Consider the following 18558-nt stretch of genomic DNA (forward strand, 5'->3'; position numbering starts at 1 on the left):
TTCTGGCAACGACACGGTATGGACCCTAGTGGGTAAGTGCTGAGCTCACTGCCGTCGACGGTACATACTGAAACGCAGCCTCTGTGAGCTGTGGTGAGTGCACCTTACGGTGCATGCATGGGCGCTTACGCATGATGTGCAGCGCGGTGGTCGCGGCGGCGCGCGTCACCGCGACATCGTCGAGGAGCCGTTCGAGATCGTCCAGGCTGTAGGCGTGCAGGAAGCTTTGCCCCGGACCAGACTCTTGATAGTCGGCCTCGCCGATGCGGATGGAAGGATGCCTCCGAAAGAACGCGACCTCGGAAAACTCCGTCGGAAACAACTCCGCATCGTTTACCTGGATCTTTCCTCTGAAGCCACTACGGCCGTCCTCAAACATCAGAGTCAATGTCTCGGTCATCGCAATGGAGATGCACGAAAGCCGGCCCCGCTTCTTGCCAGGCTTCGTCAAGCAGCTCATCACCCACGAATGATATTCAGTCCGCGCCGGGTACGGCACGCAACGCGCGAGGTACTGACCAAGAATGCGAGCAATTTGATCTGCATCGGGCCGAGTGACGAATTGCCGGAAACTGACAGTGGAGCTGGCGAGGCGCTCTTCGGAATACGCGTGACGCTCAGCCGAATCCGAAGCATTCGTGCTGTCGGGCGCGCTCAGCCATTTCTCTTGCTCGGCAGGTGAAACGATCTCATCGAGATGCTTACTTGCACCGATCATTGTCGCCATCTCGTTGATGTTGCGAGCGTATAGTCCCGCCTGCTGTGCTCCGTGGATAAAGGCTCGCTCTTGGAGCCTCAAGTGGCGCTTGACGTCGGGAACTCTGCGCGGGGAGTCATCCGGGCGCAAACGAATTCCCTGCAGATCTGTGTAGCGCCCGCGATGCTGATCGATTCGACTCGGCAGATCAATCGACTCGCCGACATAACATTGCCCATCCGTGAACTCCAGCACGTAGAAACCCACCGTTCCGTAGCCGGAATCCTGGAGATATCGAGTCACAGCCGAACGCGTGGGCGTTAACGCCTCCGAGAAGCCGTTCTCCCTCGCCCAGTCGGCCACCTTTCGTAGCCGGGCGCTGACGACCTCAGCGGCAGGCTGCTCTTCCGCACACATTGGGGTGGCGGGGAGACTCGACGGAGGAATCGCCGCGCCCTCTGAATGCCGGCTCAGTGCGGTCGCCGACGAGTCCAGCGCACAGTCCGGGGCACCTACGGCCAACGCCCACATAATTTCTTCAAGGTCTTGACTGTCGACACCGCCCGTTGTGTCCACGAATCCTGTTGCTTCGGGATCGGGTGCCCACTCACCGTTGTGCAACAACCAGGAACCTGCGATTGTCCCAGGGACCAGAGGGTGCGCCCCTGCCGCTGGAGACAGGAGGAGGCGTTCGTCAATCGCCCGTGGGTGACCTGCCCCCACGTGGACTTTCGGAAGGCCATTCTCAACTTCGTGGGTAACGGAGACCTGCCACCCCATTCCTAGTGCCCATAGGTAGAGGCCACACGGTTCCTGGATCTGATCACAGAGCCCGTCAAGTAGCGACTTATCCGAAACCCGAGCACTTAGATCGATGAATTTCCCGGCCACTTCTGTCGAACTCGGAACCAAATATGCTGGTACACATTTAAAGACTGCCTCAAGAAGTGGATCGAGACCTTTAGGCTCGACGTTTCCCAACTTGGATACCAAACCAGTTGCCAGATCGTCTACGCGCCAACTGCCGCCCTCGAAAACAGCGGCGACGTGCACATCATCCAAACGCGTGGAAGGTGCTTGTGCCCGAATCTGAAGGGTAAGTTGCCCGTCCTGCATCTGCAGGCTCGCTCCCAACGACCAACCCGCCGAGAAGGCGGCGACCATGAAATCGCCAAGTTCTTCTGGTCCGTCGTGAAATAGAAGGGCGACTTCAGTCGCATTATCGATATCGGATTTCGCCATTACACCCACACCCCCCGCTGCGTGAGGATCCAGCGCACGGGGTCGAGGCATCGGAAGGGTGAGATTCCGCTGTCGTGGAGTCGATCTCCGACCGGCGATTCGCCGAGCGCCGAGACGGCGAAGAACCGGCTCGGCAGGGCGTTGCCGGTGGCCGGCTGGTCCACCGACATCACCATCGACCGCGCCTCGAGTTTGTCGAGCAGGCTGCGGACTTCCTCGTGCAGCAGCTGCCCGTCCACCTCGTGGTACGGCGCGCGCTGCAGGCTCGGGTCGCGCAGGAAGGCCGCGCCCCGCTGCGACATGATCTCGCTCCAGTCGCTGCCCTCCACACGCTCGAGTGCTTGCAGCGCATCGAACTTCGAGAGCACCACTGCCAGGTTCGGGGTCCCGGCTCCGATGATCGACAGCACCGTCCGCAGCACGGACCGTGGGTCGCCACCCACCCGCTCCTGCGCCGGCACCAGGTCGTGCAGCTGCTGCCGCACCGATTCGACCTTCAGCGGATCGAACATGAACACCACACCGTCGGCCTGCGCGAAGAACTGCATGTGCGTCGTATCCACGTTACCGGGGTTCTCGAGGTCCTCCCCCGCCACATCCCGGATCACGAGGTACTGCCGGGTGTCGTCCCGCAGGCCCGGGCCGAGGCTGAAGATCAGCGGCTCCCGCTGATATGGGTTACCCGTGTGCGACGCCGGGGTCGACTCGAGAATGCCCCGCTCCTCGAACAGCGGCCGCTCGTAGTGCTCGCGGAAGTTCACCTCGGTCTCACCGGTGGCAGGTTCCACCACCCGGTTCAGCCGCTCCCCCAGCAGTTGCAGGGTCTTCACCAAAGCCGCGATGTAGACGGTCTTTCCGGTGGCCCGGGCACCGGCCATCGCGATGCACGCCGCCCGCCCTTCACGCCAGCCGATGGGCAGCCTGTAGTGGCACTGCGGGCACACCTCCACGGCGGGCCCGCCGGCCTTGCCCGTCGCGTAGTCGTCCTCGGGGGCCCACTCGTCGCCGGCGTCGGCCGGGCGCTGGAGTTCGAAGATCTTCCCCGACCGCACCTGGCTGCCGTGGTATTTGGTGGCGACGTCGTCGACCTCGACCTCCGTCGGGGCAACAGCCGTCCACGCATACCGGTCACTGGTCAGGGCGGTGAAACACCGCGGGCACTTCGTCATTGTCGTACGCCTTCCGAAAACAAGCTCGCCGACACATCGGCCAGAAGCGAGGTCACCACTACAGACAGACTCGACAGCTCGGGCGCCGCACTCGACGGCACCACGGTGACACCGGGCCCACCCTCGGCCGTATCCCCGACGAGCACGAGGTGGCGGATCACGGTGTCGGAGCACCCACCGTCCCAGTCGGCGGGCACGGCGTCGGTCACCGTGAACGCCAGGGTGCGGGTGTCGCGCTCACTCCGGTCGACGGCCGCCGAGCGGAATCCCATTCCGAGCGCGGCCGAGTCGAGCTCGGCCTGAACCTGATTCGCGACGTCCCGCAGTTCGGTGACGGGCAGGGTCGTCACCGCATGGCCGATCAGCCGGACGGCCAGCTCTTCGCGGGCGCCCACCACCGCCGCGACCCCGGAGAGGACGTCGATCACCGTGCGGATGCTGCCGTCGTCGATGCGCGCGAGCATCGACATGGTGGTGTCGACGTCGACCTCCACGTCGAATCGGCGCGGTTCGGGCAAACGGTCGAGCGCGAGGGCGCTGCGCGCGGCCGATCGGGCACGGGAACCCACGTCGGTGAGGGAGACGTCGACGGCGGTGCGGCGGGCGGTGATCGCGACCCTCGGCCCCGCCGGGGCGATCGTCGCCAACTCCACCTGATGCAGCCCCGACACGTCGACGGGGGTCAGCTCGGCGCGCTCGGAGTCGAGGTCGCGACTGCTGTCGACGCCGATCGTCACCTGCAGCACCGTCCCGTCCGGGAACGCGGCGCTCTCACCGTCCGGCCGGGCCACGACCACGATCTCGGAGTCGACCCGCGGCAGGATCAGCAACCCCACCCGTGGATACAGCGCCGGTTCGGCCGGCCTGCCGTCGGGCAGCGTGGCGCGCACCGCGACGGTCGTGGTAACCGCGTCGACGGTGACCGCGAGCGGCCGATTGGGCAGTTCGACGCGGCCCGCACCGTTCAGCACATATCCCGACATCAGTTCGATCCCTTTCCCCTGCATGCGTTGCGCATGCGTACTGTCGTCGCGCTCATCGCCGACCCGACCGTTCGTGAGCGAGCAGCACGAATCCTGATTCGACGTCCTCGAGCCAACTGGACGCGAACCGCGCGTAGGCGTCCCCGGCGCGGAATCGATCGGCGACGTCGTGGCGTTCCCGCATCTCGGCGCGCAGCGACGCCGACACCTCGAATGTGCCGACGGGACCGCGGTAGTCACCGTCACCCATGACGATCGCCGCGACCTGCTCGAGCAGCGACCGTCGTGCCTGCGCCGGCCCGACCTGGAGTCGGCAGAGCAGGTCGTCGCGGTTCAGCACGGATTCGATGTGCGGGGCCGCCGGCGAGCTGAGCACCGCCGACCGGATCACCCAGTGCTCGTTGAGGGCACCGCTGCGCACCAGATCCACCAGGGCGGTGACCGCGAAATCCGAGTCCTGATCCACCGCACGGGCCAACGCGTCGACGTGACTCGCGGGCATCGTCGGCATGTAGGTGCCGTTGTGCGGCGGGAAGAACTGGAACCCGGCGACCGCGACCACGGCGAGGCGGACGAGGAGATCCGGCGGAAGCTGCGCCGGACAGGCCTCGCCGTAGTCCTTGAGTACCGGCCAGCCGTGCCGTTCCAGCGCTCGCCGGAGCCTCGGATCGTCGATCCGGTCCCACTGATCCTGCGCCCGGATGAGCGCCCACGACACCGCCAGCGCGTCGACGGGGTGCGCGGCACCGCAGTCCGCCTGGGCGCCGCCGCGGTTCGCGTCGATGTGCTTGACAATCATCTCCACCTCGGGTCCCCACGGCTCGAGCACGAGAACCGGCAGCAGGAATCGCGGTGCGACGTGATCGGGGAAAGCGCCGACGAGTTCGCACCACTGCGCGACCGTCCAGGCGTAGGCGTCGACGAGCGCATCGACGTCGCTCGGCGCCCAGCCACCCGCGCTCGCTTCGTAGATCGCCCACCACAGGGCCAGCGGCGCGTAGCCTTCCCATGCCTTCTTGTGCACCGCGGTGCCGCTCTTGACCACCGAGAACACCGCGTCGGCGACGATGGCGCACAGCGGTTCGGCGCAGCGTGACGGCGCCGCGGTCAGTTCCTCGGCGGTCGGTACGCGCACCTCGTCGACGAGCCAGCGCAGAACGTCGGGCGCGAGCCGGGTGCCGAGCGGGCGCCCGGCGAACACCGGATGACCGACCACGGCCGACTGCAGCAGACGGCAGGTGTCGGTTCCGACGGCGCCGAGCCCGGCGACCAGCGCGGGGCCCGCCTCGTGATCGCACAGCACCGGGACGACGACGCGGTCGAGCAGGTCGGTGGCGAGGTCGTGCCCGGAGTCGCCGAGAAGGTGTGCGTGCAGGAGCAGGTCGAGTGTATTCACGGCATCGTGCGCGGCGGCAGCGAGATCGGCCCCCCGGCTGCTCACGAGCGCCGACAGCGCCTTCTCGGCTGCCCGCTCGAGATCCTCCGTATGAGGCCACGTCTCGAACAGGGCGAACTCGGCCGGTCCGGAGGCTCGGATCCAATCACGGTCGGCGAGGGCCCGATACGTGAGAACCCGTCCGGCCACATCCCACACCACCGGTGCCGGTCGGCCGCCGTGCTGCCAGTCCGCGACCACCCGCCACGCCTCGGCCATGTTTCCGGGCAGGTGTTCGTCCACCACGTGCGCGACGACCGCCAGCTCGTCGGGGAACGCGGACAGCGTGTCCGGCGACTGCGCGAGCACCACGGCCGTGGCCTCGGGCAGGGCGTCGTGCAGTTCGGGGTTCGTGAGCACGGCCATCGCGAGCGGCCAGGCACCGGCAAGGTCGCGGTCGCCCACGGCGGTGGCCAGGGTGTCCTGGTGGTCGAGTGCCCGTCGGGCGCTGCCGGGATCGACGAGCACGGTCTGCGCGAGCACCGACCACGCCGTGACCGGCACCAGCTGCCCCGTCGCCGTCCGGTGCGGTTCCCCGCCCCATTCGCCGAGGTCGGGGGTATCCGTCTCATTGAGGACGACGCAGCCGTCCACAGCGTCCACGGCGTCACGCGCCGGCACACAGGCCAAATGCACGCCCCGGGACAGGGTGTCGACGACGGTCGAGCTGCGGTCGAAGGTCGACCAGCCGAATGTCTGTGCCGCACCGGGCGACATGAAATGCGAGACCGCGCCGATCCACCGGGCCGCGTGCTCCGCGTCGGCGCACCCCAGCACGACACGCGGACCGCCGTGCATCGCCTGGTCGACCGCGTCCAGCAGCAGACCCAGCACACCGACGCGCCACGTTCCGGGATCGAGCAGGAAGTCCAGAACTGCTGCGCGATCGATCATTCCGGCCGCCGCCGGCGCGCTGCCCGGGAGTTCGGCGGCCGCGACCGCGTCCGCACCGTACGGTGCGAGCCAGTCGGGTGAACCCCACCGTTCGACGGGCCGGACGGACGTGTCCGGGGCGCGGTCGACGACGACGTGCGCGAAGACGTTGCCGGGCCGCCCCGACGCGTCGGCGCCGGCGGGCACCGTGTGCCAGTAACAGCCGCCGGTCTCGGTCGGCGCATACACCAGGCGCCGCGGTCGGGCCGCGATGTCGGCCGGTGTGGGGAACTGCGGGAGCGCCTGCGGGGAGTCGAATCGGGTCGCGACGCCGGCGCGCATGAATTCCTGTTCCGCAGCGCTGACGCCGTCGCTGACGCCCTTGACCTGCCAGCCGCCGCCCGCCCGGCCCCGGTCGGGGGCGTCGAACGACGTGTAGGTGAGTTGACCGAACCGCGGCGGTCCGGGTGTCTGCTGCGGTGCGCTCATTCCACCGGTCCGGGCGGAACGTCGAGCAGGCGCAGCTGATCGACCGGCGGATCGATCAACGCGAGGGTCCGGTTGGTCTCCGGCCGCACATCGGCGAAGACGCGCAGGAATCCCACCCTGCCGGAAACGTCGGCCGTCCAGGGCTGCCCGAATTCCTTGCGCAGACCGCGCGGGTGGAAACTGCGGGCCCCGGCCGTGGTCTGGCCGTCACCGCGGACCTCGAGGGGCTCGCCGTCGCGGGCGCTGAGCGGCAACCGCCCGGCGTTGAACACGACGACGAACGGCGGTGCCGTCGGCAACTCCAGCTCGGATGCGAGCCGGATGACGGCAGTCGCGGCGTTCCCGGTCGGCGACCGCTTCGTCTCCAGCCGGTACTCGATGCGCAGCAGACCCGGGTACTCGACGGTGGCCGGGATCCCGACGATGCGTTCACCCGCCGTGTAGGCGACGGGGACGACGTGGACGGAACATCCACGCGGGGGCAGCGGTTCGGGCAGATGCAGTCCGCCGTCCCGGTCGTACGTCGAGCGGGAGATCTCGGCCATCGGCCGCTGCTCGATGGCGTGCTCGGCGGAAATCTCCGGCGCACTGAGGTAGACGGACACCGACGCCGCACCCTCGGGCCACGGGAACGTGAGCACCTGCTCGGAGCAGCGTTCGACGATCCGGACGTCCCGCAGCGGCGGCAGCGGACGCGTCGCGATGAACGTGCGCCCCACCTGAACCTGCCCGTCGAGCGCCGTCACCGGGGTGAAATACGCGCGCACCCAGCCCCGCGGCCACGACACATCCGTCATCCGGTGCGTGCCGTCCTCGCCCGCGACGGCCGGGTGCACCAGCCGCGCGGAACCGGGCAGTCCACCCGACAGCTCCAGTGCGTCCGCGGCGAGCACCGCGCCGTCGAGACCGGCCCGCGGCGCCGACTCCGTGCGGTACAGCATCACGGCGCCGATGCCGGGTGGCGTCCACTGCAGATCGAACCGCAGGTTGTCGCTGTCGCCGTGCGTGGTGACGTGCAGATCCTCGACCTCCTCGAGCACCGCCGACACCGCGATCTCAGCCTGCGCGACCGCCGACAGCCGGGTGTGCCCGTCCACCTCCACCTCGCAGATCGCGCGGTAGAGGTAGCGCTGCCCGCGGCGGGCATCGCGATCGACGAACCCACCGAGATTGGCCTGGTCCGCGAGGATGCGGTGCCGCTGGTCGTTGTCGACGCGGACGCTGCCGTCCAGTGGGATGCGCAGCACGCGCACGGTGCTGACGGTGGGCCACGCACTCCACTGCCCGATGACGGCTCCCTCGTCCTCCATCACGACGACATCGGTGACCGGACTGAGGATGTGGCCTTCCGCGATGAGAACGGGTTGCCGTCGGACGGCGTCCCGCTCGTCGCGTCCGACGTGGCACCAGATCTGCAGGTGCCGCACCGCGGCGGCCGGGGGTTCGGTGTCGACGAGGAGTGTGCCCCGGGTGACACCGACGAGTCGGCCCGCCTCCGGCTTGTAGGCGCGATGGTTCTCACCGGATACGACCCGGTAGAGCACGGTCTGCCCCGCCTGCGCCTGCATCGGCTCCCACTCGAGCAGGTGCCCGCCGGTGGGTTCGGTGCTGATCGTCACTGCGCCGACGGGGTGATCCGAGTCGGCGTGCAGGAATTCGCAGAAGTCCTCGGTGCGGAGCGACACCACGTGCTCGCTGCCCGGTGCGGGTTCGGTGACCGGCGTCGGTGCGGCGGGTGCGGCCGGTTCGGATGCGCGGGTGGTCGCCGGGGCCGGTGCCGACGTCAGCACGGCGACGACGTCGTCGACGAACGGCTTCGCCTGCCGGGGCAGCATCGGTTCGATCTCCTCGGCGGTGCGCCGGTTCGATCGGAGGATCTGCTGCAGATGCGTGTCCTTGACGACGCCGGGGCGCAGCCTGCCGTCCACGATCTGCTGCTGTCGCCACTGCTGCAATGCCGCGAGGGCACCATCGGACACTGCTGGGGAGGCAACCTCGGTCACGGTTCCACTCGCTTTCAGAAGTTGAGGCCGTCGACGACCGGGACGACGAATGCGGTTCTCACGGCACTGTCGTGGGCGGTCGACGTCTGCCTGGCCGGACGCAATTCGAACTCGGGGATCTGCTGCATCTCCACCGGATCGGCGCCACGAACGTGGGTCGCGCGCAGATCTTCGTCCGACAGTCCGTCGGTGTACTGGGTCGTGACGGCCACGAGCCCGCAGCCGACGCGCACGCGGGTCACCGTCTCACCCGACACCGCGGAGAGCCCCTTGGTCGACGCCGTGTCACTGAAGATCGACCGGTCGAAGAACCCGATCCCGTCCGAGCTCGTGCCGATGCCGGCGACGAACTCGTCGACCCCGACCCGCCTTGGCGCTCCCTCGTCGAAGTACTCGACCGTCTCGAGCAGGCCGTGGGCGAGTTCTTCTCGAGTTCCCGTCAATTCGGCGAGTGCCCGCTGCCACAGCACGGCGGCACCGGTCGCGCGGATCTTGCCCTGATCGAAGCGAAGCGACCACTCGTCCAGCGCCGAACCGGAACCGGCACCGGGCTTCGCGGCCAGCAGCCCCGGGTCCCGGTCGATGTCGTGGCCCGCCGAGCCGAGCGCGGCACCTGCCGAACCGAGCACCGTGTCCCAGGGGTCGGTCAGCCAGCCGACCGTGAACAGGTCACGGCGCAACGCCTCGGCCACCCGCTCCACCTGCCCGGTGCTGGGCGTCCCGGACGCGATCGCGGTGTGCCGGGGCAACCCCCACCCCACGGTCCGGGACGTCGTCCGAGTCTGCTCACTGGCACCGAGCGGCTCGGCGAGGAACGCACCGAGCGCGCGGCTCCACGACAGGAACTGCCGGTAGGCCCCGGTGAGGTGCTCGATCTCCCGCAGTGCGACACGCAGATTGGCCCGATCCGCGGCATCGGCCCGCGCGGCAGCGTCACGCTCGACCAGCAGCCGTTCGAGAAATTGCTGGGTGCGCTGGCACACGATCGCCACCACCGCGGCCCACGCCAGCACGCACACGGCGATCGCCGGGCCACCCCACCACCAGGAGATGATCTCGCGCCACGCGCACACTCCGGCGGCGACGGCGAGCAGGAGGAAGACCACGGTCGCGATCCGCACGCGACGGAACATGTGCGCCTGCTGCTCCGCGCAGGCCTCCGCGAGGTTCTGACGCTGCTCCGCGTTGTCGAGGCGCTCGAGCAGCACCCGGGACTCGTTGACGGTGGCGTCGAGGCGGCTCGTCAGGATCGACCCGAACGACACCGCGAAACTGCGCTGCTTCCGGCTCCACCACACACCGAGGGCGGAACTCGTCCGCCGGGCGTCGAGACCGATCGTCGGGTCCTGCTCCAATTCCCGCAGACGATCCCGGGTTTCCGTGACCCCCAGAATGTCCGCCGGTTCCACAGCGTGCAGGCTCAGCGTGGCCGACACCATGCCGGGAATGTCCGTGAACCGGTCACCCGGGCCGGGAACCACGTCCGACGCCGTCCGCAGGATCGCCCGGTGGGCGCCCACCTGCACCGGCGGCAGCCCCGCGGACCGCTCACTGGCGTCCGACAGGGTGAGGGCGGCACGGGCGTAGTCGCGCCACAGCGCCGACAGGTCCGGGGTCACCGGTTGCGGGGTGGCGCCGGCCGCGTCGAGCATCGCGCCGATCTGCTTGGACGCCGCCTCGTAGTCGGTCCACGCCACCTTGTGCCCGTCCGCGTCGACACCGCCGACGACGACGCGGTAGGCACCCCGGGTGGATCCGAACAGGGTGGTCTGGGTAGCCGACGCCACCGACGCCGACGCCCGGTTGGCCACCCGCGCGACCCACTGGGCCGGCGCGTTCCGCAGCACCGCGAACAGGAAGGAGAAGAACATCCGCAGGGCCTGCACGAACCGGATGGTGCGCGGCTCGACCGCACCCGGTGCCTCCGCGCGTTCACCGCTGAGCAGGGCACTGTGCTTGCGCCACAACGCGCGAGCCATCGTCGACGTCGCCGCCGCGACGTCGTCGGCATACAGCACGTTGGTGCCGGCGTCGTGCGGCAGCGGCATCAGCCCGCCGAAGTCGAGAAGCTCCGAGCGGAGATCGTGCTCGGCGCGGGCGGTGTCCAGGCGCCGGTAGTAGGACCGGACCACCCGCAGCGCGTTGCCGGGGAGCACGGGTTCGTCGTCGAACGGGGCGTGCTGCGCGTCCTTCCACAGCCCGGTCACACCCGCGATCACCGGGGCGGCGTGCCGCCCGACGGCGAGGGGATCGGCTGTCGGCGCCAGCGATTCGTGTCCCATGCCCGGGCCGCGCGAGTCCTCGGGGGCGATGAGCAGATTGTGCCAGCCGGCAAGGGTGGTGACGCCCGGGTCCGCGTCCCCGGGGCGGCGCACCAGCAGTCGCAGCCGGCTGGACCGCGCTCCCCCGGAATTGGACGTGAGCAGCTCGGAGACGAACCGCACCGACTCCGGATCGACCTGCGCGGTGCCGGCCACCAGCACACAGATCCGCACCCGGTCGATGCGCCGCGAGGCCAGCACGTCCTGCAGGACCACCGCCGTGTCGGCCCCCGCCGTGGTTTCCCGCGCGCGCAGTCGGGTGCTGTCGGCGAGCACCGCGGTGTCGTCGATCCACAGGAACGGCGACACCAGCCCGGCCGCGGACAGGTCTCGGAGCACGTCCCGCACACCCTGCGCCGGACCGTCCGCCGCCAGGAACACCGTCAACACGCTCATGTCAGAACTGACCGGCGTCGGGAAGGACGAGGGCATGCGCCATCGCGGTCGGTGCGGCGGCGAGTACCGGAGCGTGGTTCTGTTGCTCCGGCCGTTCCGCGCGGACCTTGCACTCCTCGACGAGGCCGATCAATTCGCCCGTCGCCCAATACACGTCCGGTGCGATGTCCCGGAAGATCGGTGTCTGCGACGCATGCTCCCGCAACCCGACCACCGACAGTGCGCCACCGCCGGGCGCCCCGTCCTGCCCGGGTTCCATGTAGTGCTCGCCGATGAGGTCACGGATCCTGGACAGCCAGGCGACGGCATTGCCGGCCCGCTCGGCGACCGAGAATTCCGGTCCGGTGTTCTCCACCTGCGACTGCCAGCCGGTGACCGGCACACCCGTGCGCAGCCAGTCGGTGAGCCGCGCCTTCGCCGACACCTCGTGGATGCCGCTGACCGGGTCTTCCGCGGACGAGTCGTAGACCGCGCGCAGCGCCCGGTAGGGCAGCATCGAATGCATGACCGGCGGCTCGTGCGACTGCGCCATCGCGAGCAACACCGATTCGAGCACCGCGGGAAGCCAGTCGTTGCTCACCGTGAACCGGGACGGCGGCGTGAGCAGCGGGTTCGGGAAGTCCACCCAGTCGCCGATGCCGGCGTCCCACACCCGGACCGGTTCGTCGTAGGGGGCAGCGGGCAACCGCACCTGCCCGATCGCCAGCCCGAGGAACCACCCGGCGGTCATCGCGCGGCGTTCGTCGCGGTGCATCGGCAGCGAGGCGGCCAGCGGACGCGACCGGCGCCACCTCCAGAACGACTCCTGCTGCGCCGGCGTCGAATCCGCCCACTGCTTGGCAGCGGGCCCGAGCACGGAGTCGTACGCCAGCGGGGAGTAGTTGGGGTACGAGCCGAAGATGTCGATGCGGGTGAGCCGGTCCTCGTCGGACAGCAGCCGCGCGAACTCGCCCTCCGTCTCGTGATCGATCATCGGGTCCTTCTGCAGTACCTGCGAGAGCGTGTCCGCGACCGGCAGGTTGAGGAACGGCACCGACGTGAACTTGTAGCGGTACTCCACCTGCTGTCCCGGGTGCAGCGCCTCGAGCGCCTGCTGGTTGACGCTGGCCAGCGGCCGCGCGAGCGAGAGCGCCTCGGTGAACTTGCGCTGCAGGCGGTCCCGCCGCTCCTCGATCGCATACGCGGGCACGGTGTGGTCCTCGATGTACTCGCGGAGCGACACCCGGCAGAACCGGTCGAACGATTCTCCGGTGCGGCCGACGAACTTCCGCGCCCGATCGAGCAACTCGACGGGACGAACGTGCACGTCGTAGCGCGCCGACGACGGCACCAGCGCCTCACGGGTGTTCGGGTCGATCGGGAACGCCCGCGACCTCCAGGCCGCGGTGCGCTCGACGAGGGAGTGGTCCTCCCCCGGCGCGCGGGTGCCGTCGACCGTGGTCCACAGTCCCGTGACGACGCTCGCGACGGCCTGCTCGACCGCCGCGGCGAACGGGGGCGTCCCGGTCTCGGAGGCCGTGACGGCAAGCGGCAGGTCTCCGCGGTACTGATCCATGAAGTCCGCCGACGGGGTGAGCATCACCTCGTTGTTGGCTTCCGCGAACCGCTTCGGCACCCGATCGGCCTTGTCGGCGGGCCAGGCGCCGTACTGGTCCGTCGCGAGCCGGGCGAGCCCGACATCGCTGGCGGGCTTGTTACGGGCGCGGCGCAGCGCCGTCTGCTCCTCGTTCAACGCGTCGAGCAGCGGCTGCAGGACCTCCGGCACCAGCGCGGCGATCACCTCGGCGACCTTGCCGGACAGCGACGCATACAGCTGGCGGTACACGTTGTCACGGCAGTCGGCGACGATCCGATCGAGGATCTCCGCGTCACTCTCGATGCTGCCCTTGAGGTTGGTGAGCACCTGCGTCGCGTCGGCGGTCTGCGCCGTGATGTCCTCCGGTCCGCGCCGCGACAGGTCCTCGGCGCCCGTCCGCACAGAGTCCTTGCAATACGTGAGCAGACGGCTGACCAGTGCGGTGGCGTACGGCAGACCCAGCTGAGCGATCGACCTGCCGACCGTCCCCTCGATCCGGTCCACCAGGCCCTTGTGCCACATGTACGCGTGCGCGACCGCGTGCTGCTCGGCCGAACTCGTCAGGGCCTGCCTGCGTCGTCCCAGCGCCTGCCGGATCTCCGGGACCCACTGCCCCGCCACCAGACCGGAACCCGACGGAAGATGCCCGCGCAGTTCGAGTTCCACCGTCTGCCCGGCCATCCGGGTGGCGTCGCCGGACGGCAGCACCACGGACGTGAGCCAGGCACCCACCCCCATCTGCGCGCCCCGCGCGTCGGCGTGCGCGATCGGGAGTCCCATCGCCGCGAGCAGGCTGCTCCACTGACCGTCGAGAATCGAGTTGACCTGATCCTCGTCCGACACCGGGCTGCCCGACGAACGGTGGCCGTCGAGGAGCCGGTCGACGGCACTGCGAGCCAGCCGCTGCGCCGAGTACTCGGCGTAACGGTCGCGGCCCATGCTCAGGCTCGAGAAGCCGTAGGTTCCCCACGGCAGGTTGTCCCACTGACCGCCCCACCCGATGTTCTCCCGCTGGCCCGGCAGTCCCGCACCGTTGGTGAGGTCGTACTGCACGAACTGACGGGTGGCCGCGCCGCTCATCATCATCCCGGCGAGGCCGCGGGCCAAGCCGCGGTAGATCGCCTTCTGGGATCCGTCACCGAACGGTGCGCCCTCCACACCGACCTTGCGGCCCACCGGGAACACCCGCGCGAACGGAACCTTCTCGCCCGCGCCGTGCTGCTGGCCGAGTGCGCGCAGGATCTCCACGTCGTGTTCGCGCGCCGACCCGAGCTGGCTGGCGACGATCTCGCCGAGCATCGCCAGCGCGTTGGCGCGGACACCGGTGGTCGCGCTCTTGCCGAGTCCGTCGAAGATGTCCGGGGCCACCATGAACACACCCATCAACCGCGGGTCGAGTCCCGGGATGAGCGTGAGCAGACGGCACACGTCGAGGGCCATGGACGCACCGGCGCCGCCGGCCATCGACGACACCACGAGCACGATCGGCGACTCCCCCTGCTCGAAGGAACCGCCGCCGGGCACGTTGAGCGAAGACATCTGGCTGGCCGTCTCCACCGTCGACAGCTGATCCCACGCACGCTGCAGGGTGTCGCGGATGCCGCCGGCCTTGCTCAGCGTGATCATGCGGCCGAGTGAGCGGTACTGGCCCGCACCCGATCCGATCGGCACCGTCACCGACGACGGGTCACGCGGCGCCCAGGTGGCGATCTCGTCGAGGCTCTGCTTCGCGGTGAGCTGATTGGTCAGCGCATTGTCCAGCACCGCGTACGAGTCACCCTGCGGGCCGCTGCCGAAGTAGAAACCGCCCTGATCGCGGACGTTGTCGAGGCCGTCCGGCCCCGCCTCGGGAGCCGTCGGCACGTCGATGCTGACGAACTGCCACCCGCCGGGGATCCGGTCGACGCCCACCGCAGCGAGATCCGAGCGCAACTGATCCATCATGTACGCGAGGGTGACAGCGCCGGAACCACCGCAACCGACTACGAGAAACCGCCTCATTACGGTCCTTTCACAGAAGAGAGAGCTTGAAGTCGAGGACGATCCGGGTCAGGAACCGGGAGGCCGGAACGGATCGAAGGGGTCGCCGGCGGACGAGCGGGCCGGGGCAGCAGCGCCGCTCTGTGCCGCACCACCGAATGTCGGGGCCGCGTCCCAGGCGGGCGGTGCACCGAACGTCGGGGCGGGAGCACCGAAGGGGTCCGACGGCTGTGGTGCGCTCGGCGGCGTCGCGGACGGGGTCGCGCCGGGGTGAGCGGCCCTCAGGTCGGCCACCCGGCCCGGCACCTTGCGCACCAGGTCGGCGACCAGTCGGCGGTTACTGTCGTCCGTCGCGTCGGCGCCGACGAGCAGCAGTACGGTCGCCAGGTTCGCCGGCCCGTCCGGATCGTGCAACACCACCCAGTTGTTGTGGATGGCCAGCGGAAGCCGCGCACCACCCGTGCGCCGGTCGACCGACGGATCGGCTCCGGACGCCGCAACGAGGCCGGGCTGCTGTGCGACGACGTACCCGGGCCCGAACGGCGACAGACCGATCCGCGTGCGCAACTCCACGCCCTCGACATCCAGGCTGCGTGCGGGCTTGTTCAGGCCGCGCACGAGCTGACTCAGGTCGCTCTCCCGGATGCCGAACTCGGCACCGTCCCGCAGAACCTGCCCGCCCTCGATCGTGACACCGACGCGCATCGCCTTGAGGGTCTTCGCCGGGATGCGGGCGGTCCACCACTTGACCCCGTAGAGCAGGAGCGGCGGCACAGCAATGCTGAACAGCAGCACCAGGACGAACACGAGCCAGAACCGCCCGCTGTTGAGCGGCTTCTGCAGTTCTGCGGTGAACGCGACGTTGATCGGCAGCGCGCGGTCGGGCTCACCGGGAGGGGACATCATCAGCGGAATCGACCCGTTGAGGGAGCCGTTGCCCGCGGCCGGAACGGACAGATCGACGGGAAGACTCGCCTGCTGACCTTCGCCGATCTCGAGGCAGTTCGCGGCGGTCGGCGCCGACCCAGCCGAGACGCCGACGGCACCGACGCCGTCGGGCACGGAATCGAGCGCGACCGGTGCGGCCCCGTCGAACCACACGCAACCGGGGCCGGTGATCGGGACGCTCACGGCGAACTGCCCCGCGCCCTCGACGGTGCCGAAATCGACCGTCGACGAGACGACGGGGTAGCCGATCGGCGGCGACACCGTGAGCGGGACATCGACGAACTGCGGCGTCAACGCCGTTCCCGGGGCGATGACGTCACCGGACGCGGACCGGGCGTCCGCCGTCGTCACATCGAGCGTGAGACGCAGCGTCGCCGCTCCCGGCGGAACGTCGGTGAAATCGAGTTCGACGGGATCGCCGATGCGCTCCTTGGCAATCCGCTCGACCAACGGATGATCGACGTTCCCCGCGTCGGTCAGCGACACCGACAGGGCAGCACTACCCAACAGGTCGGAGGGATCGATCTCGTTCCGGTCGGAGTCGACGATGCCCAGACGGATGGCGGACGTCTTCTCCCCGCTGTGGACGGCCGAGGTGTCCATGCCGAGCCAGGCCGGGAACAGGTTGCCCGAGATGTGGATGTTCGTCTTCGACCGGGCCAGCGGGCTGGAGCCGTCCGGGTCGACGAACACGAGGGCCCACATGCCCTGCCACTGGGCGGAATCGTCGGATTTGGTCATCGTGAAGCTGACCGATCGGGGCGACATCCACCGGTACGCCACCTGGGCGCCGTCCAGTGTTGCGGTGGTGGGGGCACCGGCACGGTCGAGTGGGAGTTGCGCCCCGCTCGGAGCGACCAGGGTCGGGATCAGTCCCTCCGCGTCGGCCGAGCCGAGCACGGTGACCGAGCTGATCGAGTCGTCGAGCACGAAGCGGTGCTGCGCCTCCTCGCACACACTCACGACACAGACACCGGTCTCGCCCTCGATCGGCGCCTGACCGGGTGTGCTGAACGCGTCGAACGCGAACAACAGGTCGTCGATGTTCTGGGCAAGGTAGAAGTCGCCGGGCGACGATGACGTGGCCTTTCCGCACGCCCCGTCGCCGCCGGTGGCGATCGACCGCATCAGGTCGAAGTCGCTGGGCTGTGCGGTGCCCGCGGCGAGCCCCACCGCGAACGTGACGATTCCCGACGAGCGCAGCTGATCGGCGATGCCGGCGGGGCGACAGATCGATTCCCGGGCGGCCGCGACCACCTGTTGAACGCCCTGATCGCTGCCGAGGGAAACTCCCTGCGCGTAGGGCTTCTCGGCGTCGCGGACGGTGAAGTCGAGTTTTCCGTCGGAGAACCACGCCACCGCCTGGCAGCGGTTGGCCGCCGATTGGCCGTCGCGTTCCGCGAGCGTGCGGCGGGCACCGTCGAGCGCGTTCCAGTAGTCGGTGTCGATGCCGTCCGTGCGCGTGCGGAACCTCTCGACCTCACCCTGCAGGGCGGGCAGCGAACCGTTGTCGAGCCGGGTCCACGGTGCGTGGACGGTGAAGTTTTCGGAGAATCCGGCGATCGCCACGTTGAGTTCCACACCCGCGGATCCACCGAACGTGTTGAGTTGCTCGAGCAGGTAGTTGGCGGCGGACACGCGCGCCGCGTCGGGGTCGGAGCCCTGGAGGCTGCCGGACTGATCGACCATGAGCAGCAGGTCGCCCTGTTGCTGCGCGGCCAAGCATCCACCGAAATCGCCGACCGCAGCGGTCGTCGGGGCGGCGGATGCCGTCGGGATCGCCAGCAGCAGCGGCACGAGCATCATCGCCGCGAGGGCGGCTACCTTCTTCACAGTCGACCCGCCCATTCCGCAATGTGCCACGCGCTCGCCACGATTCCCGCCAACGCGAGGACAACAACCACCCAGTAGCCCCGCTGAGCCCCCTTCGACCTCGAGTACACCGGCATCGCGCGCTGCACCGTGTCGCGCACGGTGAAGCGGGCGAGCAGTGCGAACGCGACCGGGCCGGCGAGCACCCACGCGAGGACGGCAAGAGTTGTCAGCGAACCGAGGACAATCGCGAGAACCAGCCCGGCTGCCGCCACCAATCCGGCCAGCACGAGCAAGATGACGGGCGGCTCGCCCTGCGCAATCGTGACGCGTGGCCGCGGACTCGGCGCCGCAGCAAAAGGCTCCGCCGCCGCTGTCGGAGCGAACGCGGCGGGCTGAGATCCGAAGGGGTCGGCGGACACCGAACCGAACTGGCCTGCAGCCGGCCACGACGAGGACGTGTCGGTGGACGGGCGATCACGAGAGGTCTCGTAATCGCTGAAGTCGAAGGGGTTGGTCATCGAGGCACGGATTTCTCTCGCGGTAGGGCGCAGACGCACGGGGAACCAGGTGTGGTGATCGAACATTCCATCGCGACATTGCGACGAGCGTTACACGAGCGATGATGAAACGA

The 18558-nt window shown here is 69.1% G+C and carries 9 protein-coding genes; all 9 read right to left on the reverse strand.

The window, feature by feature from the left end; all coding sequences use genetic code 11:
- Positions 1 to 25 precede the first annotated feature (25 nt).
- The 9 genes from CJ179_RS51090 to CJ179_RS45590 are packed head-to-tail and all read right to left on the reverse strand — an operon-like array spanning position 26 to position 18445.
- Positions 26 to 1939, reverse strand: coding sequence for a GIY-YIG nuclease family protein (locus CJ179_RS51090; protein ID WP_143549048.1), 1914 nt, complete (start codon positions 1937 to 1939; stop codon positions 26 to 28).
- Positions 1939 to 3108 carry a hypothetical protein gene (locus CJ179_RS45555; protein ID WP_095865815.1) on the reverse strand — a complete coding sequence of 390 codons (1170 nt, stop codon included), beginning with the start codon at positions 3106 to 3108 and terminating at the stop codon, positions 1939 to 1941. The genes CJ179_RS51090 and CJ179_RS45555 overlap by 1 nt, the downstream gene beginning before the upstream one ends.
- Entirely contained in the window at positions 3105 to 4115 is a 1011-nt protein-coding gene (locus CJ179_RS45560; protein ID WP_095865816.1) for a hypothetical protein, read from the reverse strand. Before CJ179_RS45560 ends, CJ179_RS45555 begins: the two co-directional genes overlap by 4 nt.
- Positions 4116 to 4143: 28 nt before the next feature.
- The gene (locus CJ179_RS45565) at positions 4144 to 6888 is read right to left on the reverse strand and encodes a hypothetical protein (protein WP_095865817.1); all 2745 of its coding nucleotides are present in this window, start codon (positions 6886 to 6888) and stop codon (positions 4144 to 4146) included.
- Positions 6885 to 8867 (reverse strand): hypothetical protein, encoded by a 1983-nt coding sequence (locus CJ179_RS45570; RefSeq protein ID WP_095865818.1) that lies wholly within the window; start codon positions 8865 to 8867, stop codon positions 6885 to 6887. Before CJ179_RS45570 ends, CJ179_RS45565 begins: the two co-directional genes overlap by 4 nt.
- A 38-nt stretch (positions 8868 to 8905) precedes the next feature.
- Positions 8906 to 11608 (reverse strand): hypothetical protein, encoded by a 2703-nt coding sequence (locus CJ179_RS45575; RefSeq protein ID WP_095865819.1) that lies wholly within the window; start codon positions 11606 to 11608, stop codon positions 8906 to 8908.
- Between the two features lies 1 nt (position 11609).
- Positions 11610 to 15185: a tubulin-like doman-containing protein gene (locus CJ179_RS45580; RefSeq protein ID WP_095865820.1), complete on the reverse strand. Its 3576-nt coding sequence runs from the start codon at positions 15183 to 15185 to the stop codon at positions 11610 to 11612.
- 48 nt (positions 15186 to 15233) lie between these two features.
- On the reverse strand, positions 15234 to 17945 hold the full coding sequence (locus tag CJ179_RS45585) for a vWA domain-containing protein (RefSeq protein ID WP_095865821.1): 2712 nt from the start codon (positions 17943 to 17945) through the stop codon (positions 15234 to 15236).
- Entirely contained in the window at positions 17942 to 18445 is a 504-nt protein-coding gene (locus tag CJ179_RS45590) for a hypothetical protein (protein WP_257016192.1), read from the reverse strand. The genes CJ179_RS45585 and CJ179_RS45590 overlap by 4 nt, the downstream gene beginning before the upstream one ends.
- Between the last annotated feature and the right edge of the window lie 113 nt (positions 18446 to 18558).

The sequence above is a fragment of the Rhodococcus sp. ACS1 genome (assembly GCF_002300155.1).
Classification (GTDB): Bacteria; Actinomycetota; Actinomycetes; order Mycobacteriales; family Mycobacteriaceae; genus Rhodococcus_F; species Rhodococcus_F koreensis.